The sequence below is a fragment of the Actinospica robiniae DSM 44927 genome, assembly GCF_000504285.1.
Classification (GTDB): domain Bacteria; phylum Actinomycetota; class Actinomycetes; order Streptomycetales; family Catenulisporaceae; genus Actinospica; species Actinospica robiniae.
Genome location: NZ_KI632511.1, coordinates 4399793 through 4423506, shown reverse-complemented (window position 1 = coordinate 4423506; position 23714 = coordinate 4399793). Strand labels below are relative to the sequence as shown.

The window sequence follows — 23714 nt, the reverse complement described above, 5'->3', positions numbered from 1 at the left end:
TCTCAGGCGCGAATACCTCGACCAACACCATCCGCAGCGCGGCCTCACCTGGTCAACAAGGCGGGCGCAGGGCGCCCCGAAAGCGGCGGATACGGCGTCGCTGAACGTCAAGTCGCCGATCACCGGAGACGGGAACCTGATTTCAGAGGCCGGACTTAACGGACTTCACCCGCCGACTCCGAGCAGTCCGCGTCACTCGCTCCCCTCCAGTCGACTCAGGGCCCTGTCGAAGCCATCCTGGGCGAAAGCCGATTCGCCTGTGTGGGCAGGCGGGGTTATCGACACCGTTTCGCGAGTTGGGGGACGCATGAGAGTTCTGGTCACTACGGCGCCGAATCACGGGCACCTGTATCCGATGGTCCCGTTGCTCTGGAGCCTTCGCAACGCGGGGCACGAGGTGCTGATCGCGGCCGGCGGCCCCTTCCGCGCGGTCGCCGCGTCCAGCGGACTGTCCGCGGCGTCCGTCGGGGACGGCCCCGGCCTGGGCGAGATCACCCGGGTCGACGCCGCCGCGAGCACGCAGCAGGCCGGGGTGGACGCCCTCGCCCAGCACGTCGTCGATTTCTACGTGCCGACCAGCGAGCGGCACACTCCCGGGGTCGTGGCCCTCGCCGAACGCTGGCGCCCCGACCTCGTGATCACCTCCGAGTGGGAGTACGCGGGCCCGATCGCCGCGGCCCGGCTCGGCATACCGACCGTCGTGCACGGCTGGGGGCTCGCCACTCCGGGCGGGATCGACGCGCCGGCGGCTCGCGCGCTCGAACCGCTGCACCAGTCCTGGGGTCTGCCCGACGGCGTGCCGGGGCCGATCATGGAGATCGACATCTGCCCGCCGGGCCTGCAGAAGCGCGACTACGAGCGCCCGATCCGCCACTTCGGCTGGGCGCCCTACCACGGCACGGGAATCGTGCCCGACTGGCTGCTGGCCGAGCCGAAGCGGCCGAGGGTGTGCGTGACCCTCGGCAACGTCCCGATCAAGGGCGACCACGGCTCGGTGCTCGCCTCGGTGATCGAGGGGCTGCGCGGCCTCGATCTCGAGATCGTCGTCGCCGCGGGCGCCCGGCTCGAGGCGCAGGATCTGCCCGGGGACGTCCGGCTCGTGCGCGACGTGCCGCTCAACTGGGTCCTGCCGCACTGCGAGCTGGTCGTGCACCACGGAGGGGCGGGCAGCGTCCTCGCCTCGCTGGCGCACGGCATCCCCGCCCTGGTGGTTCCGCTGATGTGCGTCCAGTATCAGCAGGCTGACCGGGTCGCCGAGGTGGGCGCGGGGATCAGCCTCCACTCGGAGCAGCTGACCGCGCAGTCCGTGGCTCAGGCGGCCGCGGCGCTGCGCAAGGAGGAGCGGTTCCACACGGCGGTGACCGGGCTGCGCAGGCAGATGCTGCTGGCGCCCTCGACGGACCAGACGGTGCGTTTCATCGAAGACGCGGTCGCCACCGACCGCTCCGTTCTCGCGGGGGTGGCCCGATGACCTTGACCACGACGGAGTTGCGGGACTCCGCGGAGTTCGACGCGGCTCTCGCTCCGCTGCCCACGCTCGACGACGAGGTCACCGAGGCGCGCCGGCGGGTCGAGCGGGCCACGCGCGAACTGCACCGGCTGCTCGAGTTCCCGAAGCAGTTCGTGCCCGGGCAGACCCCGTTGCTCCCCGCCGGCGCCGTGCTGGCGGAGGAGGACCGGGTCGCCCTGGTGGCCGCGGCGCTGGACCTGCGGATCGTCTCCGGGCCGATCGCCAAGGACTTCGAGCGCGCCTACGCCCGGATGCTCGGCGTGCGCAAGTCCCTCCTGGTCAATTCGGGCTCCTCGGCCAACCTCGTCGCGATGACCTCGCTCACCTCGCCTCGGCTGCGCGAGCGCAGACTGCAGCCGGGCGACGAGGTGATCACCGCGGCCGCGGGGTTCCCCACCACGGTGAACCCGATCCTGCAGAACGGCCTGGTGCCCGTCTTCGTCGACGTCGAGCTCGGCACCTACAACGCGACCCCGGAGGCGGTCGAGGCGGCGATCGGCCCGCGCACCAAGGCGATCGCGCTCGCCCACACCCTGGGCAACCCCTTCGACGCCCACCGGATCTCCGAGATCGCCCGCGAGCACGGACTCTGGCTGATCGAAGACAACTGCGACGCGCTGGGCTCCCGGCTGCGCGGCTCGCTGACCGGCACCTTCGGCGACCTGTCCACCTCGAGCTTCTACCCGGCCCACCACATCACTACCGGCGAGGGCGGCTGCGTCGCCAGCAAGAGCCTGATGCTCGCGAAGATCGCCGAGTCGGTCCGGGACTGGGGCCGCGCCTGCTGGTGCGAGCCGGGAGTGGACAACACCTGCCATCGGCGCTTCGACTGGCAGCTGGGTACGCTCCCCGCCGGATACGACCATAAGTACACGTACACTCACATCGGCTACAACCTCAAGAGCACCGACCTGCAGGCCGCCCTCGGCCTGACCCAGCTGCCCAAGCTCGACCGCTTCGGCGAGGCCCGCCGGCGCAACTGGCGGCTGCTGCGGGAAGGGCTCGCCGACGTGCCCGGCCTGATCCTGCCGCGGGCGACCGAAGGGGCCGATCCGAGCTGGTTCGGCTTCCCGCTCACGGTGTCCGACGACGCGCGCTTCACCCGCCGCGAACTCGTCGCGTTCCTCGAGGACCGCAAGATCGGCACCCGCCAGATCTTCGCGGGCAACCTCACCCGGCACCCGGCGTACCAGGACGCGCACTACCGCGTCTCCGGCGAGCTGACGACGAGCGACATCATCACGGAGCGAAGCCTGTGGATCGGCGTGCACCCGCGCCTGACCACCGAGATGGTCGACTACATGGCCCGCTCCATCCGAGACTTCGCCACCGGCGCGAAGGTCTCCTAAGATCCGGGGCCCCGGGGAGTGCGGACTCCGGGGCCCCACCGGCCTCGTGGCTCAGCCGAGGTCAGGCGCCCGACCGCGGCGGATTGCCGCGCCTACGCCTCGTCAGTACGTACCCGGCGCCGGCCGCGAGTACGACCACCATGATGGCAATCCATAGGACGTCGCCCGACATGCCGGAACCGCCAGCCTTCGCGTCGGCGACCGGAGCGAGACTCGGCGACGCCGCGAGGCTGGCCGGGGGAGAGCTGACGGAGACCGTCGCAGTGTCGGCCGCCGGGCTGGGCGTCGCGCTGACGCTCGGATGGGGACTCGCCACGGCGGACTGAGACGGAACCGCCGTCCGCGAGCCGCTCGAAGACGACTTGCTGCCGGAACTGCCCGAAGACGAGCCACTACTCGAACCGTGCGAAGACGAGCTGCCACTGGAACCGTGCGAAGACGAGCTGCTGCCGGAGCTGCCGTTCAGTGGGGCATTCGGGTCCATGTAAGAAAAAGCGTCCTCCGGCCCGGCCACGCCGTCGGGGACCATCGCGTTGGCTGTGTAGTACACGCCGCTGGAGAAGAAGCTCTCTGAGCCGGGATTGAAGATGACGGCGAAATCGATCGTGTAGGTCGCGTGCGCCGGCACATCGAACGAGATCATCCCGGTCTTCCAGCAAGGGCTGGCGCAGGAGGCGTTGCCGTTGACGATGCCCGGGTTCCACGTCAGGGCCAAGCTGTGCCACGCTCCGCCGTCCATGCGCCACTGAAGAGTCGGCTTCGGCTTGCTGCCGTCCTCCGCCATGAGCAGCATGATGAATCCGCTGTCCCCGCAGTCGGCCGAACTGGAGTTATGCAACGTCGTCGCAACGGTGGCACGCACACCGGTGGAAGGGACCGAAACGGTTGCGCCTGAGGACGGTACCGACCACCGCAGGTCGCTCGTGCCGCAGTACACCGTCGGCGTAGCGGAAGCCTTGGGGCTCGCTGACGCGGAAGCGGACGCAGATGCAGACGCGGAAGACGTGGAGACGGTAGACCCGGTGGCCGCAGAGGCCGAAGGCCCCGATGCCAAGACGATCCCGAGACCCAGTGCTGTCAATAGTGCAGTTCGCGTGCGCACGCCGCTCCCCAACCCGAATTAGCCGAGACTCCACAATCAGACACCGAATGGTACAGCCCTGACGCACGGGGGGAAAGGTCGTTTCACGTGCTCATCTCAAGCTCGCCCCGGCCGGCGAAGGGCGTGGCACGATTTGTCGACATGGCGTGGGCGGGCGCTTCGCGTCGCCTGGTTCTTCTGTCCACCCGCCCACCCGTTGCGTTGGCGGGGTGAGCTGGGGTTTCAAGCTTTCGCCTCCGGCTGGGGCCCTTCTCTCGGAGAGATTGCCGGGTTTGGGTGGGTGCTGTTGTTGGTGGGGCGGGCTGGGGTTCGGGGTGGTGGGGTTGCGGGTGTGTGCTCTCTCCTCGGTCGGTCCCCGGAGGCAATCAGGGACCTGCCGGGAGGTCAAGCGGCGGTGGCCCGCGATGGTGGTGGATTGTGTATGGCGCCGCCTGACCTCCCGGCAGAACCCTGATCGGGCTTCGCCTGCCCGACCGAGGAGAGAGCACACCCCCTGGGGAGTGGTGCGAGCTGCGCTCGGGCCCGGTCCCGGCCCGTGGTCCGGTCGCGCTCGGTGCGGAAGGATCCTGCATCGCCGTGATCCGGCCATCCCGATTCTCGATCCGTGTGAAGGCGTCGGTGATCCGGTCGCACCTCATGTTGGATCTTGCGTCACCCTGATCCGAGCATCCCGATCCCAGATCTCGCGGCAGAATCCCGCGGCCAGCCGCATTCGATGCGGAAGGATTCTGCACCGCCCTGGTGCGATCGACCCGGTGCTCATTCCGCCCGCGGGATCGCGTGGCTCGATCGCATTCCGAGGGGAATTCCTGCACCGTTTTCGGCCATACCCCTGACGCCATCTGCCCAGCCATCGCGTCCACGGCCCCTCCCGTCGCAAGTCCCGATCCCCGTACGCTTCCATGCTAGATGCCATCACCGACAAAAACCGCGTATCCGGCGTTTACCAGATAAAGAAAATTCCGGCTGTTTCCGGGGAACTCGCGCGTGTTCCCCGGCGTGCGAAGGTGCCGGCAGGCACGGGGAGAACAGGGAAATCGACTGACCGCGTCCAACCCGGCACAGCTGCGGTGCCGCGTCGACGGACGGGCCTTGCGGTCCGGGTTATCAGGCCCGGATCATGTACGGCATGCGATGGATAATGTTGGCTCTTGGCGTTGCCATGCTGCTTGAGGGGTCGGCGTTCCTGTATCGGCGGCGCCGTACCGGTCGCCGTAGCGGCCTGGCAGGCGATCTGATGCTGTGCAGCATCGGAGCGGCGTATCTGACCGGCAATGCCGCCGAGCTCCGTGGCTGGAAGGGCGCCGGGCTCGATGCCGTGGATGCGGTGTCCGCGGCGGCGGTTTTGTGCGCAGTGGCGTTCTCGGTTCGTTCGCTCACTGTCAGAAACCGGACCAAGCGCGGCCCCACCTCCTAGAACGGCGATGCAGGATTCTTCCGGATCGAGCGCGGCCGAGCTACGGGACCGGGCCCGAGCGCAGCTCGCACCACCCCTCAGGGGGTGGGCTCTCTCCTCGGTCGGGCAGGCGAAGCCCGATCAGGGTTCTGCCGGGAGGTCAAGCGGCGCGATGCAAGATCGAGCATGAGCGGAAGCCTCCGCCGCTTGACCTCCCGGCAGGTTCCTGATTGCCTCCGGGGACCGGCCGAGGAGAGAGCACACGCCCGGCACACGCCCGGCACCCGACCGCCCCGAACCCCAGCCCGCCCGGCCACGCCGGCACCCACGCGAACCCGGCACTCTCCGAGGAAGGGCCCGCGCCGGAGGCGAGATCTTGAAACCGCAGCCCGCCCCGGCTAACTCTGCAGGCCCGTGTCGGCTGGTGCGCGCGACGGATCGGTGACGAGCAGCGGGTTGGCCTCTGCGAGTTCGTCGAGTACTGCGGAGGTGCTGGTGGCCTTCATGCGGGCCAGTTCTTGCGCGGTGATTCCGACGACCTGAAGCAGGGTGAAGGACCCGTTGGGGCTGTCGACCGGCTCGAGCAGCTGCGGGTCGTTCGTGATGGCCAGGGCGGTCAGCGCCGTGTCGGGCCGGCCGGTGACGGGCTGGCGGACGTCGATGCGATGGCCGGCTTCGTAGTACGTGCCGTGCTGGTTGCTCGTCTTCGCCAGCTGCTCGAGCAGGGCGAAGGGCCAGCGCGGCGGTGTTTCGTCATCGAGGGCGGGGACGGGGACGCGCATGGTGAATTCGTAGCCCCAGCCGCTGATGGACGGCTCGGAGTCGGCTTCCTTGTCCCAGAGCTCGGTGAGGCCGTAGGTAACGTAGTGCCAGTGGCCCGCCGCCCGGTAGGCGGAGCAGCCCTGCAGTCCACTGCCGAATGCGAGCCCGGGCGTGTAGCCGACGTGCTTCGGTTCGACCGCCGGGTAGAGGGTGTCGAACACCTTCGTGATCGCGTCCCAACCCGGTGCGGGCGCGTGCGCGGCCTCGTCGCTCGTCATTCGGCGATCATGCCAGCGGCGTCCGGCGCCGACAAGGTCCGGACGTTCGCTGTGACGCGCCTTCGGTGACGCTGTGGTGTGGCTAGCCCTGCAGGAAGCCGTCTCCGTGCGCAGTGATGTGGGCTTCCAGGGCGCTGAGGGCGCTCTCGGTCGCCTGCTCGGTGCCGAGGCCCTTCTTCTCCGAGTAGTAGGCCGCGCCGAGCTTCCGCAGCAGGTCGTTGCCCGCCCGCTGCTGCTGCATCTCGTCGACCTTCTGCTTCCCTTGCGCCAGACCGTGCTGGGCCTGCTCTCGAGCCTTAGCGAGGAAGCCTTCTGACATGTCTGCTCCAAACGGGGCGTGACGCCCGGACGGCCGTCGCTTGTGTTATCGGGCCGATACCCGGCTTCTTCGAAGCCAATCGCGGACGGCTCCGGGTCCACCCGAATGACGGGGGCAGGACCCTTGACACCCGTCCGCGGAGCCGCCATCATCGACCACACGCAATAACTAAAGCGGCTTTAGAAAAGCAGCTCGACGGAGCGGAGTGGGTGGAGCATGGGCGAGGAGCGGCGGGGTTCGGCGTCCGCGGGAGCGGGCGGCGGCGCACGTGGGCTGATCGACCTGGTTCCGCAGACGCGGGAGGCGCCGCAGCGGGTGAAGGCGAACACCCAGGACAACCGGGTGCACAACCGCTCGCTGGTGCTGGCCACGCTCTACCACGACGGTGCGCAGACCCGGCCGGAGCTCGGGAAGGTCACCGGTCTGACGGCGCCGACCGTCTCGGCGCTGGTGGCCGACCTGGTCGCCGAGGGTCTTGTTGCGGAGACCGGGCCGCGGGCCGGGGCGCGGGTGGGCAAGCCCTCGAACCTGCTCGAGCTCGACGACGCCGGCGCTTACGTGGTGGCGCTGGACCTGTCCGGCGCGGAGAGCTTCCACGGCGCGCTGCTCGATCTGCGTGGCACCGTCGTGCGCCGCGATTCGCTGCCGATCGGCGACGCGCTGGGCGGGGAGGCGTACGAACTCGTGCTCGAACTCGCCCGCCGCCTGGCCGATGCCGCGCCGCGGCGGGTGCTGGGGATCGGCGTCGGCTCGCCCGGCATCGTGGACGACCGCGGGGTGGTGCGGCACGCCGCGCACCTGGAATGGTTCGACCGGCCGATGGCCGAGGACCTGACCGCGCTGCTCGGCGCGCCCGCGTACGTCGGCAACGACGTGAACGCCGCGGCCTTGGCGGTGCTGCACTTCCGCGGCACCCGGGCGCGCAACCTGATGATCGTCACGACCGAGCACGGCGTCGGCGCCGGGCTGGTCGTGGCCGGCGAGCTGGTCGAGGGCGAGCAGTTCGCCGCCGGCGAGATCGGACACGTCACGGTCGACTCCTCCGGCGAGCCGTGCGTGTGCGGACGGCGCGGGTGCCTGGATCCGCTGATCGACGCGGCGAACCTGAGCCGCCGCGTCGCGGGCCTGGCCGAGGCCGCGCGCGCGGCCGAGCTGGCCGCGGCGGGCCAGGCGCTCGGCGTCGTGCTCGCGCCGATCGTGTGCGCCCTCAACCTCAACGAGGTCATCGTGACCGGACCGCCGGAGCTGGTGGACGGCGCGTTCCTCGACTCCGTCGGCGCCACGCTGCGCGAACGCACGCTTGCGCCGTTCAGCGCGGCGCTGCGGCTGCGCTCGCTGGCGGGCGACCGCGACCTGGTCCTGATCGGCGCGGCCAGCCTGGTGCTGGCCGGCGAACTCGGCGTGTTCTGAGACCGGACCGGACGCCGGAGCGCACCGCCCGCCGGCCCTGAGACGTACCACCCCGGAGCCGTCCGCTCCGGGCGCACAGTTAGTAAATATATTGATAAACCTGACGCTATCGTAAGGCGCGTCGATTCGGCGCGCCCGGAAACCAGGAGTGCACCCGTGATACGCACACGCATCGGCGCGGCCGCCGTCCTCGGCGCCGCGGCCATGGTTCTCAGTGCCTGCTCGACCGGCTCGGCCGGCGGCGGAGCGGACGCGCCGCAGAGCTCGGTCGCCGCGGTCGACGGCACCGGCAAGACCCTGACGGTCTGGGTGATGGACGGCGACTACTCCACCGCGACGCTCGCCGCGATCGACTCCGCGTTCACCAAGGCCACCGGCGCGAAGGTCGACCTGCAGGTGCAGGAGTGGACCAACATCACCACGAAGATCACGACCGCGCTCGCCACCAGCAATCCGCCGGACGTGCTCGACCTGGGCAACACCCAGGTGGCCAGCTTCGCCACCAACGGCGGCCTGCTGGACCTCTCCTCGTACGCCACCGACCTGAAGCAGGGTCAGACCTGGCTCGGCGGTCTGGTCGATCCGGCCACCGTCGACGGCTCGCTCTACGCGGTGCCCGGATTCGCCGGCGCCCGCGCGGTGATCTACGACAAGACCCTGTGGGCCAAGGCCGGGATCACTGCCGCGCCCACCACCTACGCGCAGCTGACCGCGGACCTGGACAAGGTCAAGGCGGCGAACCACTCGCCGAGCTTCTCCGCCTTCTACCTGCCCGGCCAGGACTGGTACGGCGGCATGCAGTTCGTCTGGGACGCCGGCGGGCAGATCGCCACGCAGGCGAACGGCACCTGGACCTCCGGCTTCGCCTCCGCCAAGGCCCAGGCCGGACTCGCCGCCTTCAAGACCTTCGAGAACGCCTACTCCACGGCCGGCTCGCGCACCCTGGACACCACCACCCCGGACCAGAACCAGGTCTTCGCCGACGGGCATGCCGGGGCGATCCTGTCCACCAGCAGCTCGCTCGCCATCATCGAGAAGGACAACCCGAAGCTCACCGACGCGGATCTGGGCACCTTCCCGTTCCCGGGCCAGTCCGGCCACAACCAGCCGGTGATGCTCGGCGGCTCCGACTGGGGCATCGCGGCCAAGAGCGCCGACGCCGAACTCGCGGTGGAGTGGGCGAAGATCGCCGCCTCGCCGCAGATCGAGCAGCAGTGGGTGGTCGGGCACGACGGCTGGATCCCCAACAGCGCCCAGTCCATCCAGGCCGCCGCCGGCACGGTGCCTTCGCTCGACCAGGCCTTCTTCACCGCCGCCCTGAGCTCCCAGGCGACCCCGGCCAGCCCGAACTGGGCCCAGATCGAGGGTGCCAAGAACATCAATAACCTGTTCTCCTCGATCGCCTCCGGCACCGCCACCGCGCAGGGCGCGGCCGGCACCTTCGACTCGGCCGCCGACCCGATCCTCAACACCGCGAACTGATGACGGACACGCTGGCGAAGCCGGTGAGCACGGACTCCCCCGGGTCCGTGCTCCCGGCGGCCCCCTCCCGACGCCGCCGCGGGCGCGAGGCCCGCACCGCCTGGTGGCTGCTGAGCCCGGCCGGCCTGGTGATGCTGGTCTTCACCGTCGCGCCCATCGGCTACCTCCTGTTCACCTCGTTCACCGACTACGACCAGCGTTCGCTGTTCACCGGCTTCTACCGGATGGCCGGCGCACGCCAGTACAGCGATCTGCTCGCCGACCCCGGCTTCTGGCACGCCCTGATCCGCAGCGTGCTGTTCACGGCCGCCATGGTGGCCGGCAGCATGCTCGTCGGCATCGGCGTGGCCCAGCTGCTCACCCGGCTCGGCCGGGTGCTGCGCACCACCACGACGGTCGTGCTGGTGCTGGCCTGGGCGATGCCGACGGTGGCCTCCTCGCTGGTGTGGAGCTGGCTCTTCCAGCCCGGATACGGCGTGGTGAACTGGCTGCTGACGCAGACGCACCTGTTCGGCGATCTCACCCAGACCGACTGGGCGAACGACCCGACGCTCGCCTACCTGGAGATCTGGCTGCTGATCGTCTGGCAGGCGGTGCCCTTCATCGCGCTCACCCTCTACGCCGCGCTGAGCCAGATGCCCACCGAGCCGCTCGAGGCCGCGCGCATCGACGGCGCCGGAGAGCTGCGCGCGTGGTGGTCGATCACGCTGCCCTACCTGCGGCCCAGCCTGAAGCTGATCACCCTGATGTCGGTGATCTGGGACTTCAACGTGTTCAACCAGATCTGGCTGGTCTCCGGCGGCGGGCCGAACGGCGCCACCACCACCCTGGGCGTCTATGCCTTCCAGACCGCCTTCGTCACCTTCCGGGTCGGGCAGGGCGCGGCCCTCGCCGTGGTCACCACCGTGATCCTGCTCGGGCTGACCGCCACCTACATCCGCAGCCTGCTGCGTTCCGGGGAGGACCTGTGAGCACCGCACAACCCCTGCGCCGCGCGCGCCGCGGCGGCCCCGGCGGATCCGGCCGCTCGCGCGGGGGCAACCTCGCCCGCGTCGCCGCGATCCTGTTCTGCCTGGTGTGGGCGTTTCCGATCTACTGGATGCTCAACACGGCGTTCAAGCCGAGGTCGCAGGTGATGACCTCGACGCCGCTGTTCCTGCCGCGCAGCCCGACCCTCGGCAACTTCCGGGTCGCGGTGACGCAGACCTCGTTCGGCGACGACCTTCGCAACAGCGTGATCGTCGTCGGGGTGACCGTGCTGGCGGCGGTGTTGCTTTCCGTCTTCGCCGCGGCGGCGCTCACCCGCTTCCGCTTCCGCGGGCGGCGCGCCGTGATGGTCGGCGTCCTCGTCGTCCAGATGCTGCCGCCGGCCGCCCTGCTGATCCCCACCTTCCTGGTGTTCGACCGGCTCGGCCTGATCGGCAGCTACCTCGGGCTGATCCTCGCCTACGTCGCCCTGGTGCTGCCGTTCACCATCTGGGTGATGCGCGGGTTCTTCCTGGCCGTCCCGGTCGAGATGGAGGAGGCCGGGCGCATCGACGGCGCGTCGACCTGGCAGGTGCTCACCCGCATCCTGTTCCCGCTGGTCGCGCCGGGCGTGATCGCTTCGAGCGTGTTCGCGTTCATCACCGCCTGGAACGACTACCTGATCGCCTACACCTTCATGAAGGAGCAGAACCAGTACACCCTCCCGGTCTGGCTGGCCACCTTCAGCACCCCGAACACCGGCACCGACTTCGGTGGCCAGATGGCCGGCTCGGTCGTCTTCTCGCTGCCGGTGGTGGTCTTCTTCCTCCTCGTCCAACGCAAGCTCGTCTCCGGCGTCTCCGCCGGGGCCGTGAAGGGATGAACGCTCACATGCTGCTTCCCCGTCCCGCCCGATCCCGGACGGGCACCGGCGCATTCACCTTCGACCCGTCCACCTCGCTCACCGCGCAGCCGCCGCTCGCCGGCCTCGCGCACTGGCTCCAGGGCGCGCTGCGGCCCGCGACGGGGCTGCCGCTGCCGATCACGGCCGGCGGCGGTTCGATCCGGCTGCAGGTGGACCCCGTGCTCGGCGCGGAGGCCTACCGGCTCGAGGTGGAGCCGGAGCGGATCACCGTCACCGGGGGCGACGCGGCGGGCGCGTTCTACGGCTGCCAGGCGGTGCGCCAACTCCTGCCGCCCGCGATCTACCGGCGCGCCCTGGTCAGCGACGCCGACTGGCGCGTGCCCGCCGTGCTGATCGAGGACGCGCCGCGGTTCCGCTGGCGCGGCGTGATGCTGGATGTGGCCCGGCACTTCATGCCCACCCGGGATGTGCTGCGGTTCATCGACCTGATGGCCGTGCACCGTCTCAATACCCTGCATCTGCACCTGACCGACGACCAGGGCTGGCGCATCGAGATCCAGCGCTACCCGAAGCTGGCCGAGATCGGTTCCTGGCGCAGGGAATCCCAGCTCGGCGCCGCGCCGGACTCGCCGGGCGACGGCCGTCCGCACGGCGGTTGCTACACCCGGCAGGACATCCGCGAAATCGTTGCGTACGCGGCCGAACGCCACATCGTCGTGGTACCCGAGATCGACCTGCCCGGCCACAGCGAGGCTGCCATCGCCGCGTATCCGGAGCTCGGCACCGACATCGGACGCGACTCGCGCGTGCGCACCCGCTGGGGGATCAGCACGCATCTGATCAACGCCGAGGAATCGACGATCGACTTCTTCCGGGATGTGCTCGACGAAGTCATGGAGCTGTTTCCGTCCCCTTATATAGGCCTGGGCGGCGACGAGTGCCCCAAGGACGGCTGGCGCGCGGATCCGCGTACGCAGCAGCTCATCCGGGAGCGCGGCCTCGACGGCGAAGAGGGCCTGCAGGGCTGGATCCTCGGCGAACTCGGACGTCACGTGACGAGTCGTGGCCGCCGCGTCTTCGGCTGGGACGAACTGCTCGAAGGCGAAGTGCCCGGCGGGACCGTCATCGCGTCGTGGCGCGGGATGACCGGGGCCCGCACGGCCGCGCGGCGCGGCTATGACGTGGTCGCCTGCCCGGACGACCAGGTCTACCTCGACTACCGGCAGTCCGAGCTCGCCGAGGAGCCGATACCGGTGGGTGTCCCAGTCACCGTCGAGGACGTTTATGCCTTCGACCCGGTGCCGGAGGAGCTGACCGGCGCCGAGGCCGCGCGAATCCTGGGCGGTCAGGCCAACATCTGGACCGAGCACATGGACTCGCCGCGCACCGTCGACTACTTCGCCTACCCGCGGCTGTGCGCGCTGGCCGAGGCGCTGTGGAGCGAGGGCGGACGCGACTTCGCAGAGTTCTCCCGGCGGCTCGCGCAGCACCTGCCCCGGCTCGACGCGCTCGGCGTCGAGTACCGGCGGGCTCAGGGACCGCGGCCCTGGCAGCGGCGACCCGGCATCGCGGGCCAGCCCGCGACCCGGGCCGAGTGGGCCGAGTTCATCGACTCGCTCGTAGCCGGCATCAAGAGCTGAACCGAGGGGCCGCAAGGCCCGGCACTGCGCTCCACCCCGCGCCAACCCGTTCGCACACCGAAAGGATCGCGATGCATTCCACTCGGACGACCAGGGCGACGAGGCCCCTCCGTCGTCTCGCCCTCACCACCGCTCTCACCGCCACGCTCGCCGCATCCATCACCGCGCTCTCGTCGCCGCCGGCGACCGCCGCGACCGGGCCCGGCACCGTCACCATCGGCGGGCTCTGCCTGGACGACGCCGATTTCGGCACCCAGAACGGCAATACGATCCAGGTATTCACCTGCAACGGCTCGACCGCGCAGCAGTGGACCTGGCAGTCCGACGGCGAAGTCACCGTCTTCGGCATGTGCCTCGACGTGACCTCGGGCTCGAACGCCACCGGCGCGCTGATCGAGCTCTACACCTGCTCCGGCGCCCCGGAGCTGCAGTTCGACCACCTGCCCGACGGCACGATCTACGCCGCGAAATCCGGCAAGTGCCTGGCCGTGCAAGGCAGCTCCATCACGAACAACGCGCGGATCGGCCTGGCCGCCTGCGATCCGTCCCAGGCGGACGAGGATTGGGCCGCAGCGGCGGCGCCGGCCGCGCAGTACACCCTCAGCGCCGGCAACGCGGTGCAGTTCTCGAACATCGACGACACCCCGTCGAGCCCGTTCATAGCCCAGAACGGCCAGTTCTACTATCAGTCCTCGCACTCGCTCTACGGCGCCACCGACAGCCGTGCCTGGGACTTCTACACCGGTTCCGGCTTCGACACGGCGACCGCCGACAGCACTCTCGACAACGCCGTCGATCCGAACGACTCCAGCGACAGCAACGCCAACACCACCGCGCGTTGCGACAACAGCCCGACCGGCCTGACCGCGACCGACGCTCCGGCCGGTTCCAGCTACGCCGAAGCGAACTACTGCGACCTGACCGGGATCTGGGTCGATCCGGACACCGGAAACTGGTACGGCCTGGTGCACAACGAGTTCACCCCGCAGCCCTTCGGCGACGGCCTGCACTTCGATGCCATCGACTACGCCGTCTCCACCGACCAGGGCCACACCTGGACCATCACCGGCCACGCGGTCACCTCGCCGTTCAGCACGGCGCGCGAGAACACGACGGCCTTCCCGAACTCCTCGTACTACTACGGCGACGGCGACCCGCGCCTCTTCGTCGACTACGCCTCCGGCTACTTCTACGTCTTCTACGCCTCCCGGACGCTGGACAAGTCGGGTGGCACCGCGGTGTGGCTCCAGCACGTCGCACGCGCCCCGATCGCCGACAAGATGGCGACCGGTTCCTGGGAGAAGTGGTACGACGGCTCGTGGAGCCAGGCCGGTGTGGGCGGCGCCGAGAGCGACATCATCCCGTCCGACGGCGGTGGCCAGGGCTACCTCTCACCCTCCAGCGACTATTCGCCGAGCACGACCGGCACCGTGGAAAGCCAGGTCGCGGCCGGCACCATGCCGGACAACTCGCAGCTGGCCGTCATGAACGTCGCGTACGACGCGTACCTCGGCGAGTACATCGGCACGCCGCAGAACACGGTCGCTCAGGACGCCGGAACCCTCACCCCGCTGCACTTCTACGCCACGAAGGATCTCGCCACCGAGCAGTGGGCTGACATGGGCCTGGTCTCCAGCGAGGACAACGCCGCCTGGTATCGCTGGTTCCTCGACTCGGCGAACATGACCAGCTCCAGCCTGCTTGGCCGCACCTTCCGCTCGTACTGCGCGTACTACTGCTCGACCTACAACGGTGAGTACGTCAACGTCACCATCGCCCCCACCTCCTCCGCGCAGCTTCCCGCCGAGCCGGTGGCCAGCGGCGTCTCTTATCGGATCGCCGCCGGGAACGGACTGTTCGTCGAGCAGAACGGCAGCAGCCTGACCACCGCCAGCGGCAGCGCGAGCACCGCCGCGCAGCAGTGGAACTTCACCCCTACCGGCGACGGCTTCTTCACCATCACCAACGCCTCAACCGGCCAGGCGCTCGGGGTGGACTCGACCAGCAACGCCGGCCGCGCTTTCGACGCGCCGGTCACGCCCGGCGCTCTCGGCTCCAGCCCGACCGTGGGCCAGGAGTGGGAGATCCAGCAGATGGTCAGCTCGCTGGCGAGCAGCGGCTCCTCGACCCCGACCGGCACCTACCGGCTGGTCAACCGGTACAGCGGGCTCGCGCTCAGCCTCACCTCGGGCACGTCCTCGGCGGCGACCGCGCCTCAGCGCGCCTGGGACAACACCGGCTCCTCCGGCGACGTCCGGCCGACGGCGGCCCAGACGCTGACGTTCACCGCCGCGTCCGGCACCGCTTCGAACACGGTCGCGGTGACGAACCCGGGGTCGCAGAGCTCGATGGCCGGCACCGCGATCAGCCCCCTTCAGATCAACGCCACCGACTCAGCCCTCAGCCAAAGCCTGGCCTACCGCGCGAGCGGGCTCCCGGCGGGCCTGGCGCTCAACGCCTCGACCGGCCAGATCACCGGCACGCCGACGGCCGCGGGCAGCTCGAACGTGACCGTGACCGCCACGGACGGCACCGGAGCCTCCGGGACCACCGCGTTCTCGTGGACCGTCTCACCGCTGGACCTGGCCCTGAACAAGACCACGACGGCGTCCTCGGTCGAGTCCGGCACGAGTTTCACCGGCAACCTCGCCACCGACGGCAACCCGAGCACCCGCTGGTCCAGCGCGTACGCGGATCCGCAGTGGCTGGAGGTCGACCTCGGCGCCCCGCACACGGTCAACGAGGTCAAGCTGGCGTGGGAGGCCGCTTACGGCACGGCGTTCCAGATCCAGGTCTCGAACGACGGCTCGACCTGGACCACGATCTACACCACCACCAGCGGCGCCGGCGGCACGCAGGACCTGACCGGCCTGTCCGGCTCCGGCCGCTACATCCGGATGTACGGCACCAGCCGCGCCACCGGATACGGCTACTCCCTCTACACCTTCTCGGTCTACGGGAGCTGACCGGATGCCACGGCGGACCGGCCCACCTCGGGCCGGTCCGCCGCCTTCATCGATTCCTGCGATATCCGGTCATGAGCACCAGAGGCTAGGATTCGACGCATGGGTACCGAAATCGAGCGACGCTTCCTCGTCGCCGGCGACTGGCCGAAGCAGCTGAGCGAGCCCGTGCGCACCAGCCAGGGATACCTCCCGCTTAACGCGGAAGGCGTCGAGATCCGGGTCCGTAGCAAGGGCGGCACGTACTGGTTGACCGTCAAATCCGGTGCCGGGCTCGTGCGCCAGGAAGCCGAGCAGCAGATCTCCGATGACGTCTACCGGGCGCTGTGGCCGCTCACGGACGGCGCTCGGATCGTCAAGACCCGCCACACGCTCACCTTGAATGATCAAGTCCTTGAGGTGGATGTGTTCGAGGGCGAGCATGCCGGCCTGGTGATCGCCGAGGCTGAGTTTCCCGGCATCGGCGTCGCAGAGGCTTTCGTCCCGCCGGCCTGGTGCGGCCGTGAGATCACCGAGGATCTCCGCTACCGCAACCACCGACTGGCCCACCAGGGTCTGCGCGAGATCGACGCGGCCGATCTCGGGTCATGAGGGGCGATTCCCGTCTCAGGGCTCTCCCAGCCCGGTGGACAAGCCCGTACCCGGCAGTATGTGGTGCGATAGGATCACGCACCTGCTGATGGTCACGGGAGCGGAGGCGGATCGATGGCGCAGGCAGCGGGGGCATGGGATGCGAACGGCGATCTCGCGGTGCTGGGCGGGCGGCCGCTAGGACCGCAGGATCCTATGATGGTCGGCCGCTATCGGATCCACGCGCTGCTCGGCAACGGCGGCATGGGCCGGGTCTACCTGGGTTCCGCGCACGGGTCCGCGGACGCGAACGCCTGGGCCGCGGTCAAGGTCATCCGGCCGGATCTGGCGGACGACCTGGAGTTCCGGCGACGCTTCGCGCGCGAGCTCGAGGCGGTCGGCCGGGTCCGCACCCCGTACGCCGCCGCTCTCCTGCACGGCGAGCCGGACGCGCAGCAACCGTGGATGGCGACGGAGTTCGTGCCCGGTATCGCCCTCGCCGGCGCGGTGGCCGCCGATCATCCGCTGCCGCAGCCAGCGGTCTGGCGACTGGCCCACGACCTCGGCCACGCGCTGACCGCCGTGCACCAGACCGGCCTCGTGCACCGCGATGTCAAGCCCGCCAACGTCATCCTCGCCACCACCGGCGCGAAGATCATCGACTTCGGCGTCGCTCACGCCGCGGACCTGAGTCAGCTCACTGCCACCGGAATGAGCCTCGGGACGCCCGGCTACATGGCGCCCGAACAGGCGAAGTCCGGCGTGGTCTCCCCGGCCTCCGATGTCTTCTCTCTCGGCGCCCTGCTCTACCTCGCCGCCACCGCTAGCCTGCCGTACGGCGTGGGCGGCACGGCCGAGGTGCTGTTCCGGATCGTCTACGAGGAGCCGGAAACGGCGCCGCTCGACGTCCTCGACCCCGCCTTGCGGGAGCTGATCCTGCGCTGCCTGTCCAAGGATCCGCTGCAACGCCCGAACGCCGCCGGGGTGGTCGCCCTCGCCGAGAACGCGGCGAACGCGGGCGCGTGGAGCCCCGCGCCCGACTCGGTCTGGCCGGAGGCCTTGTCCGCCGGGATCTGGGAGCGGGCCCAGGCCGCCGGTCGCACCCTGCCGGACAACCTGCCGTTCGACCACGCCGCCGCCGCGACTCCCGCGCTCACACCCACCTTCGGGCTGGATGCCACGCCCGCCGCCGTTTCCATGGCGAGTCCGATGCCGCCCGAGCATGCCGGTCAGCAGCAGGCCCCGTATTCCCTCCCGCCGATCCCCGCCGCTGACGGTATACCGACCGTCTACACGCCGTCGGCCGCCGCCGGCAGGCCCGTTGAGGCACGTGAGAAGCGCAAGCGCGGAGTACTCGCCGCGACGGCCTCCGTCGTGGCGGTGCTGGCGCTGGGTCTGACAGCGTTCGAACTGTTGGGCAACAGCTCGGGCAACTCGGGCGACGCCGCACAGACTTCGAACGAGGGCGGGGTCCTCGGTGTGTCCCGAGCCACATCGACCGAAGCGACTTCGACTGCCGTGCCCCATGCGTCGCTCCTCGCGTCATCCCCGGCCGCCTCCGGCTCGGCCACCGCCAAAGCGGGCAAGAGCCCGAGCGGCGGCACGACCTCGGCCGCCGGTGGCGTCGCCGCTACCTCCAGCGGCGCTGCCGCGACCACCGGTGCCCCACCGGCCCAGCAGACGAGCGCCAAGCCCACGATCGTCGCGACGACGCCCGCGAGCACGCCGAACAAGTACACGCCGACCGAAGCCTGCGGCAGCGGCTTCACCACGATCGATCACCACGCTCTCAGCGGCGCGACGATCTACCTGCTCTACAACGAATCGACCGGCTACAACTGCGTCGTGACGCTGGCGACGCGGGTGAGCGGAACGGTGTTCATGAACGCCACGCTCAGCGTCAAGAACGGCAACTCGGCGAGCGATGCGGGCAACTGGACCTACTACGCGGGCCCGGTGACGGAACATGCCCCGAGCTCCTGCGTAGAGTGGGGTGGCACGTACAAGACCTCGTCCTGGACGAGCGGCTGGAGCCACTGCAGCTGACGTCAGTGCCGGCATTTCAGACCTGCGCACCTGCGATGACGGTCGCGGACGCGCGCGGCTTGCGTCGGGCGCCTGGATATGTACGATGAGGGCGTCATTCGGACAGCTGTCAGGGGGGTTTCATTCATGACCGTTCCACCATCGGACCCGCTACAAGGGGCGCAAACGGGTCAGAGTCAGGGCCAAGGCGGGCAGTTCGGCCAGCCGGGCCCGGGCCCACAGGGCGGCTACTACGCGCCGCCGCCCCCGCCGCCGGGAGGCTACGGCCCCGGCTACGGCCCGTACGCCCCGCCTTACGGCTACCCCGGCTACCCGCCGCAGGGCACGAACACGATGTCGATCCTGTCCCTCGTCTTCGCGTTCGTGTTCGCGCCGCTGGGCTTCATCTTCGGCATCATCGCGCTCAAGCAGCTCAAGCGGATGCCGCAGGAGGGCCGGGGCCTGGCGATCGCCGGCCTCGTGGTGGGCGCGGTGTTCACCGTGCTCATCGTGCTCTACATCGTTCTCGTGGTGGTCGTCGTCGCCTCGGTTTCGAACGACATGCCCGATGTCGTGACGACGCCCTCGAGCTGGATCGCCGGGAGCTGGCTGCCGGGACTGCTGGGGCTGCCGGCCTAACGCCCGGAAGCTTTCCGCGGGTTCGACCGTGCGGGCGCGGGGCGACGTCGGAACGGCGCGATGACCTCGCGCACGTACCCGACGGCGCCCCAGCTGTCGTCGCCGTGCGCGATCGCGCTGAGCAGTTCGCGCAGGTACAGCACCGGCATCCGGGCCTCCCAGCCGTCGTCGAGCGGCGCGGCCTCGCGGTAGGCGGCGAAGAACCGCTCGGATGCCGGCGGCCTGGGCGAGCACCACAGCATGCTGAGATCGACCTCGGGCCAGGTGTAGGACGTCGCCGGATCGATGAGGACCGGTGCGCCGTCGGGAGTGGCGAGGATGTTCTCACTCCACAGATCCCCGTGGGTGAGCGACGGCGGCCGCGCCGGTATCAGATCCGGCAGTGCGGCGCACAGCGCCTCGATAGCGTGCCGGTCGTCTGCATCGAACGCCGACTCGGCCAGCGGCTCCGGCAGCCACCGCAGGATTCTGCGATGTGCGAAGAACTCGTGACCGTCGTCCGTCCACGCGTTCTCCTGGCGCATCCGGCCAAGCCAGCCCTCGCGGTGCCAACCGAACCGGTCGGAGACCGTCGTCGTGTGCAGCGCCGCGAGCATGTGTCCGAGCCGCTCCCAGAACGCTTCGCCGTCCGGGCGCGGCTGCATCTCCTCCAGCACCAACAGTTCCGCCGAGGCCAGCCGGATCGGCGGTGTGCTCACCCCGCCCGCCTCACGCAGCTGCGTCAGACCGGCGGCCTCGACCTCGAAGAGCTCGAACGCCTCCGGGTCGAGATCGCGCAACGTCTTCGCGAAGACCCTGCTACCGTCCTCCAGCGTGGCCAGACCGGCGAGGGCGACCGCTCCGCCGCTCGCCGTCCGCACGGAGGAGGCGGCGAACCCGGCCGCGCGCAGCCGCTTCATCAGAACCCGATCATCGGACATGGCACCAGCCAAGCAGAAGCCGGAGCCGGCCGCGACCTCGGCCGCAGCGGCGTGTCCGCGCCCGGCCCGGCCGCGAAAGGGATCAGAAATGTGGCAAATTGGTGCGAGGTAGATTTTCAGCACCTTACGGGCAGGTGATCCGCATGGGCGTCAAGCGTGTCGCGTATACGGTGCTCGGCGGCGCGCTGCTGCTGATCGGAGTCGCCCTGCTGGTGCTGCCCGGCCCCGGGCTGATCCTGGTGGTGGCCGGCCTGGCCATCCTGGCGAAGGCGTTTCCCCGGCTGGAGCGGTTCCTCGCACCGTTGCGGGCGCGTGCCGCCCAGGTGGCCGAGGACAGCGTGCGCTCGCCGTGGCGGCTGGCCGGCTCGATCGTGGTGGGCGCCGGACTCATCGCCGCCGGCGTCGTCTGGGGAGTCGTCGCCGAGGTGCCCTTCCGAGGCTGGTCGGTGGGAGGGTCGCTGCTCGCCTCCGGGGTCATCCTGTTCGCCCTGTTGGCCTACAGCTATCGGCAGGTGCACGGGCCCGGCCGGTCGGAGTGAGAGCTCCGAAGGCCGACGTGCGGAGCATGGCGGCCCCCGCACGTCGGCCTGAGCCCTCATCGGCTCCGGTCGCTCACTTGACGTCGAAGTTCACGGCGGTCTGCGCCGTCGAGTCGGAGGCCACGTAGAAAGGCGGGGTGGGGGTGCTGGTGGAGCTGACCACCTGGGTCACCCGGCAGCTCGTCACGTCGGCCGGCAGCGAGTTCTCGAGCGCCAGCCGGAAGCGGTCGGTAGTCGCCTCTCTCGGCTTGATCTCATAGGAGAACTGTCCGTTCATCCGAGGCTCTCCGACCGCTGCCCAGCTCGCGCCCGTGTACCACTGGAGCGTGTAGGAGCCCTGCGGTAGTGTCACCGGGCTCTGGCCGGCCATGCAGGACAGGCTGGTGAAGGAGGGTAGGAGGATATAAGAGCCCGAAGTATCGTCGGTGAGCTTCGTGTCGAACTCGACGGCGGATCCACCCCGCACGACCGTCATCGTGCTGCGGCCGACGACGCTCAAGGTCGGGAACCCGCGGCTGATCGGGCCGGACGAGGTTTGGCCGAGCACCGTGGAGCCCTCGAGCACGAGCACCGTGTACGAGCTCACCCCGGCAGGAGGGTCCACCCACGCGGTGTAGGTGCTGATCCCGGCCGGCAGAGCGAGGTTGAACGCGGTGACGCCCGGCGTCGAGGACAGGAAATTCTTGGGCTTCTTCAGCGGATTGTCGGCGTACGCGGCGGCGTCGCAACTGAAGTTCGAACTGTTGTCGCAGGGTTCGACCCAGTACACCGACTTCGTCTGGGGGGACTTGAACTCGACGATGACCGGTCGGGCCGTGCCCGGGTTGTCGATCGTCAGCTCGATCTTGTTTGCGGTCCCCGCGGCGTATTGCGCCGGCGGGATCAAGCGAACGCCGACCGATTCTCCGGTCGCCGCCGGCGTCGTCCCGGTGCTCTGCGGCCCGCTCGACGCAGCCGCGGCATTCGGCAGGCTCGCGGGTGCGGGAGCCCGGCGGGTGACGCCGAAGGCGACGCCGCTGATCAGGAGCACGGCGGACATGGTCGCCGACACGGTCGCGATCCGGCGCCGCCGAGCTTGCCGATCGCCGTGGCCGCGCACCTCGGAGGCCGTCGGAAAAGCGAAGGACTCGGCTACCTGTCCGGTGCCGTCGCGCAGTTGGATGGCGAAGTACTCAGGCACGGCTCGACGCCTCCTTTGCGAAGAACTGCGGTTGGCCCGGCCGGCCGTCGGAATCGGTGAGCAGGACCGCCAACCGGGTTCGGGCGCGCGAGAGCTGCGACTTGACCGTGCCGGCGGCCACGCCCGTCTCCTGCGCGATCTCTTCGATGCTCAGACCCACCAGGTAGTACAGGACGATGGCGCGGCACTGGTTCGCGGGTATCGCCCGCAGAGCCGCGATGAGCGCGACGTAGTCGACGCTGAGTTCCGGCAGGTCCTGAGCCGCCCCGTGCCGGCGATGCGCCTTGAACCCGGCTGCGGCCCGGCGCCACCGGCTGATCCGGATCCGGTAGGCGACCGTGCGCAGCCACGCCTCCGGATTCGCGTACCCGCTCACCTGCTCCCAGTGCTGCCAAGCCCGTCCGTAAGCCTCCTGAACCACGTCCTCGGTCTCGGCCGCGTCGCCGGTCATGGCATAGACGTAGCCTGAGATGCGCCGCACCGACGCCGTGTAGAACTCATCGAACAGGACGCTGTCGCGCACGTTCACCCCCTCCGTCGATCCTGGAGCTGCCCGCTGCGCCCCACATCGACTAGATGACTGATCGGGTTTCATTGCGCGGGGGTGGCGCGAGCGTTTTGGCTGGTCGGGTCGTTGGTTAGTGGTCGTAGGCGATCAGGGAGCGCTTGACGTGCGCGCCGGTGCTCCAGTTGTGCCAGACGGCGGCGTTCAGGGCCAGGATGCGCTGGACTACGCGGGCGAACAGTCCGGACGGTTCATGTGCTCCTGGATGCTCGATGCCGAGTTGACCCTTGAGGGTGTCGATGACGGATTCGACCCGGTTGCGAAACCACTTGGGAAACACCCCCGGATCTGTCTCGTTGCGCATCGCCGGGCGCACCAGGACGACGCCTTGATCGAGGAGTTCCGCTTCGAAGGGTTTGCTGCGAAACCCCTTGTCGCCCACGGCCGTGGTGGCGTGGGGCATCGTCGTGTATGGCTGTTCCTGCATCAGGAGCACGGCCCGGCGCTCGTCGATGAGTTTCGGGTTGACCAGGACGAACCCGGTGACCAGGCCGTCAGCGGTGACCTCGAGGAGGAGTTTGCAGCCCCAGAAGTACACACTGTGGGACTTGTCGTAGCCGTAGCCGGCGTATCCGAACAGGTTCGAGCAGCGCACCGTCGTGCGCGAGGTTCCGCAGATCACCTTGGTCCCGTCGATCAGACGGACCACGTCCTGACTGGAGGGGCACGCGGTCGCGAGGTAGAACACCGTGTGCTGCATCAGCGGGCCCACGGCGCGCAGTCTCACGTTGTACTGCGATTGAGACAAGAGCCTGGGAAACAGGTGCCCGATCAGCTTCGGGGCCGAGCGGATCCAGTGGCGCTCGTCGTTGAAGCGCAGATGGGCTTGGGCTACGGCGATACACACGACCTCGGCGTCGGTAACCTCCGGCGGTCGACCGGGGCGGTCGGGGGCGGATTCCAGCGAAGGCATGATGCAGTCGGTCAGCGCCACGTAGAGTGCAGTCAGAAGGGTGTCCAGGTCGATGTGCATAGCGAACTCCCAGGTGAGATTGGTTATTCGCTATCCAGCCTGGACACCCTTCGTGATCGTTCACAGCAGATCGACGGGTTCGCCACCCCCACGCAATGAAACCCGATCAGTCATCTAGACACGCACACCTCGGATCCGAGGTTCCGAAGATCTTTTGCGCTCGGTCCGCACGGCCGTGTTCAATGAACACCATGGCGAACGGGGAACGTGCGGCGAGTCGGACGGCGGTGCTGGTCTGCCAGGGGCGGGCGGCCGCGGACG

Annotated in this window: 21 protein-coding genes; 14 read left to right on the top strand and 7 right to left on the bottom strand. The window is 69.5% G+C overall.

Annotated features, from left to right (window positions below):
- The first annotated feature begins 355 nt into the window (after positions 1-355).
- Positions 356-1471: a nucleotide disphospho-sugar-binding domain-containing protein gene (locus tag ACTRO_RS18745; RefSeq protein WP_034264722.1), complete on the top strand. Its 1116-nt coding sequence runs from the start codon at positions 356-358 to the stop codon at positions 1469-1471.
- On the top strand, positions 1468-2859 hold the full coding sequence (gene rfbH / locus ACTRO_RS18740) for a lipopolysaccharide biosynthesis protein RfbH (RefSeq protein ID WP_084316375.1): 1392 nt from the start codon (positions 1468-1470) through the stop codon (positions 2857-2859). The genes ACTRO_RS18745 and rfbH overlap by 4 nt, the downstream gene beginning before the upstream one ends.
- Positions 2860-2920: 61 nt before the next feature.
- On the opposite strand, the gene ACTRO_RS43540 is transcribed toward rfbH, so the two are convergent.
- Positions 2921-3652 carry a hypothetical protein gene (locus ACTRO_RS43540; RefSeq protein ID WP_051451039.1) on the bottom strand — a complete coding sequence of 244 codons (732 nt, stop codon included), beginning with the start codon at positions 3650-3652 and terminating at the stop codon, positions 2921-2923.
- Here ACTRO_RS43540 and ACTRO_RS47340 point away from each other — a divergent pair.
- Both ACTRO_RS47340 and ACTRO_RS18730 read left to right on the top strand, forming a co-directional pair.
- Entirely contained in the window at positions 3642-3983 is a 342-nt protein-coding gene (locus tag ACTRO_RS47340; protein WP_157436327.1) for a hypothetical protein, read from the top strand. The genes ACTRO_RS43540 and ACTRO_RS47340 overlap by 11 nt on opposite strands.
- Positions 3984-5090: 1107 nt before the next feature.
- The gene (locus tag ACTRO_RS18730) at positions 5091-5378 is read left to right on the top strand and encodes a hypothetical protein (protein ID WP_157436326.1); all 288 of its coding nucleotides are present in this window, start codon (positions 5091-5093) and stop codon (positions 5376-5378) included.
- 377 nt (positions 5379-5755) lie between these two features.
- Here the strand turns inward: ACTRO_RS18730 and ACTRO_RS18725 are convergent, their stop codons facing one another.
- On the bottom strand, positions 5756-6397 hold the full coding sequence (locus ACTRO_RS18725) for a suppressor of fused domain protein (RefSeq protein ID WP_034264716.1): 642 nt from the start codon (positions 6395-6397) through the stop codon (positions 5756-5758).
- Positions 6398-6479: 82 nt separating this feature from the next.
- Positions 6480-6716, bottom strand: coding sequence for a hypothetical protein (locus ACTRO_RS18720; protein ID WP_034264712.1), 237 nt, complete (start codon positions 6714-6716; stop codon positions 6480-6482).
- A 216-nt stretch (positions 6717-6932) separates the two neighbouring features.
- On the opposite strand from ACTRO_RS18720, the gene ACTRO_RS18715 reads away from it, so the two are divergent.
- The 9 genes from ACTRO_RS18715 (at position 6933) to ACTRO_RS45855 (ending at position 19276) form a co-directional block, all read left to right on the top strand.
- Entirely contained in the window at positions 6933-8126 is a 1194-nt protein-coding gene (locus ACTRO_RS18715; protein WP_051451038.1) for an ROK family transcriptional regulator, read from the top strand.
- 156 nt (positions 8127-8282) lie between these two features.
- Complete coding sequence (locus ACTRO_RS18710; RefSeq protein ID WP_051451037.1) at positions 8283-9608, top strand: extracellular solute-binding protein; 1326 nt, start codon at positions 8283-8285, stop codon at positions 9606-9608.
- Complete coding sequence (locus ACTRO_RS18705) at positions 9608-10579, top strand: carbohydrate ABC transporter permease (RefSeq protein WP_051451036.1); 972 nt, start codon at positions 9608-9610, stop codon at positions 10577-10579. Before ACTRO_RS18710 ends, ACTRO_RS18705 begins: the two co-directional genes overlap by 1 nt.
- Positions 10576-11457: a carbohydrate ABC transporter permease gene (locus tag ACTRO_RS18700; protein ID WP_245594419.1), complete on the top strand. Its 882-nt coding sequence runs from the start codon at positions 10576-10578 to the stop codon at positions 11455-11457. The genes ACTRO_RS18705 and ACTRO_RS18700 overlap by 4 nt, the downstream gene beginning before the upstream one ends.
- A gap of 8 nt (positions 11458-11465) precedes the next feature.
- Complete coding sequence (locus ACTRO_RS18695) at positions 11466-13079, top strand: beta-N-acetylhexosaminidase (RefSeq protein WP_211244330.1); 1614 nt, start codon at positions 11466-11468, stop codon at positions 13077-13079.
- Between the two features lie 71 nt (positions 13080-13150).
- Positions 13151-16045 carry a galactose-binding domain-containing protein gene (locus ACTRO_RS18690; protein ID WP_051451035.1) on the top strand — a complete coding sequence of 965 codons (2895 nt, stop codon included), beginning with the start codon at positions 13151-13153 and terminating at the stop codon, positions 16043-16045.
- 99 nt (positions 16046-16144) lie between these two features.
- The gene (locus ACTRO_RS18685) at positions 16145-16633 is read left to right on the top strand and encodes a CYTH domain-containing protein (protein ID WP_034264706.1); all 489 of its coding nucleotides are present in this window, start codon (positions 16145-16147) and stop codon (positions 16631-16633) included.
- Positions 16634-16747: 114 nt separating this feature from the next.
- Positions 16748-18658: a serine/threonine-protein kinase gene (locus ACTRO_RS43535; RefSeq protein ID WP_084316374.1), complete on the top strand. Its 1911-nt coding sequence runs from the start codon at positions 16748-16750 to the stop codon at positions 18656-18658.
- Between the two features lie 126 nt (positions 18659-18784).
- Positions 18785-19276 (top strand): DUF4190 domain-containing protein, encoded by a 492-nt coding sequence (locus tag ACTRO_RS45855; protein ID WP_084316373.1) that lies wholly within the window; start codon positions 18785-18787, stop codon positions 19274-19276.
- On the opposite strand, the gene ACTRO_RS18670 is transcribed toward ACTRO_RS45855, so the two are convergent.
- Positions 19273-20319, bottom strand: a complete 1047-nt coding sequence (locus tag ACTRO_RS18670; RefSeq protein WP_211244329.1) for a fructosamine kinase family protein — start codon at positions 20317-20319, stop codon at positions 19273-19275. The two genes, ACTRO_RS45855 and ACTRO_RS18670, sit on opposite strands and share 4 nt — an antisense overlap.
- Positions 20320-20339: 20 nt before the next feature.
- Between ACTRO_RS18670 and ACTRO_RS18665 the strand changes: the two genes are divergently transcribed.
- The gene (locus tag ACTRO_RS18665; RefSeq protein ID WP_034264703.1) at positions 20340-20735 is read left to right on the top strand and encodes a PGPGW domain-containing protein; all 396 of its coding nucleotides are present in this window, start codon (positions 20340-20342) and stop codon (positions 20733-20735) included.
- Between the two features lie 73 nt (positions 20736-20808).
- Here ACTRO_RS18665 and ACTRO_RS18660 read toward each other — a convergent pair whose 3' ends face one another.
- The 3 genes from ACTRO_RS18660 to ACTRO_RS18650 all read right to left on the bottom strand — a co-directional run bounded on the left by ACTRO_RS18660 (position 20809) and on the right by ACTRO_RS18650 (position 23453).
- On the bottom strand, positions 20809-21915 hold the full coding sequence (locus tag ACTRO_RS18660) for a hypothetical protein (RefSeq protein ID WP_034264701.1): 1107 nt from the start codon (positions 21913-21915) through the stop codon (positions 20809-20811).
- Positions 21908-22438: a SigE family RNA polymerase sigma factor gene (locus tag ACTRO_RS18655; protein WP_034275496.1), complete on the bottom strand. Its 531-nt coding sequence runs from the start codon at positions 22436-22438 to the stop codon at positions 21908-21910. The genes ACTRO_RS18660 and ACTRO_RS18655 overlap by 8 nt, the downstream gene beginning before the upstream one ends.
- A gap of 115 nt (positions 22439-22553) precedes the next feature.
- On the bottom strand, positions 22554-23453 hold the full coding sequence (locus tag ACTRO_RS18650; RefSeq protein WP_034263273.1) for an IS982 family transposase: 900 nt from the start codon (positions 23451-23453) through the stop codon (positions 22554-22556).
- Positions 23454-23714: the final 261 nt, after the last annotated feature.

What these genes read in the sequence shown, in the direction of transcription:
- ACTRO_RS18665 (WP_034264703.1), top strand. Translation starts at nt 20,340, where the DNA reads ATGGGCGTCAAGCGTGTCGCGTATACGGTGCTCGGCGGCGCGCTGCTG.
- ACTRO_RS43540 (WP_051451039.1), bottom strand. Translation starts at nt 3,652, where the DNA reads ATGCTGCTCATGGCGGAGGACGGCAGCAAGCCGAAGCCGACTCTTCAG.
- ACTRO_RS18685 (WP_034264706.1), top strand. Translation starts at nt 16,145, where the DNA reads ATGGGTACCGAAATCGAGCGACGCTTCCTCGTCGCCGGCGACTGGCCG.
- ACTRO_RS18745 (WP_034264722.1), top strand. Translation starts at nt 356, where the DNA reads ATGGTCCCGTTGCTCTGGAGCCTTCGCAACGCGGGGCACGAGGTGCTG.
- ACTRO_RS47340 (WP_157436327.1), top strand. Translation starts at nt 3,642, where the DNA reads ATGAGCAGCATGATGAATCCGCTGTCCCCGCAGTCGGCCGAACTGGAG.
- ACTRO_RS18705 (WP_051451036.1), top strand. Translation starts at nt 9,608, where the DNA reads ATGACGGACACGCTGGCGAAGCCGGTGAGCACGGACTCCCCCGGGTCC.
- ACTRO_RS18715 (WP_051451038.1), top strand. Translation starts at nt 6,933, where the DNA reads ATGGGCGAGGAGCGGCGGGGTTCGGCGTCCGCGGGAGCGGGCGGCGGC.
- ACTRO_RS18730 (WP_157436326.1), top strand. Translation starts at nt 5,091, where the DNA reads ATGCGATGGATAATGTTGGCTCTTGGCGTTGCCATGCTGCTTGAGGGG.
- ACTRO_RS45855 (WP_084316373.1), top strand. Translation starts at nt 18,785, where the DNA reads ATGACCGTTCCACCATCGGACCCGCTACAAGGGGCGCAAACGGGTCAG.
- ACTRO_RS18690 (WP_051451035.1), top strand. Translation starts at nt 13,151, where the DNA reads ATGCATTCCACTCGGACGACCAGGGCGACGAGGCCCCTCCGTCGTCTC.
- ACTRO_RS18695 (WP_211244330.1), top strand. Translation starts at nt 11,466, where the DNA reads ATGCTGCTTCCCCGTCCCGCCCGATCCCGGACGGGCACCGGCGCATTC.
- ACTRO_RS18725 (WP_034264716.1), bottom strand. Translation starts at nt 6,397, where the DNA reads ATGACGAGCGACGAGGCCGCGCACGCGCCCGCACCGGGTTGGGACGCG.
- rfbH (WP_084316375.1), top strand. Translation starts at nt 1,468, where the DNA reads ATGACCTTGACCACGACGGAGTTGCGGGACTCCGCGGAGTTCGACGCG.
- ACTRO_RS43535 (WP_084316374.1), top strand. Translation starts at nt 16,748, where the DNA reads ATGGCGCAGGCAGCGGGGGCATGGGATGCGAACGGCGATCTCGCGGTG.
- ACTRO_RS18720 (WP_034264712.1), bottom strand. Translation starts at nt 6,716, where the DNA reads ATGTCAGAAGGCTTCCTCGCTAAGGCTCGAGAGCAGGCCCAGCACGGT.
- ACTRO_RS18650 (WP_034263273.1), bottom strand. Translation starts at nt 23,453, where the DNA reads ATGCACATCGACCTGGACACCCTTCTGACTGCACTCTACGTGGCGCTG.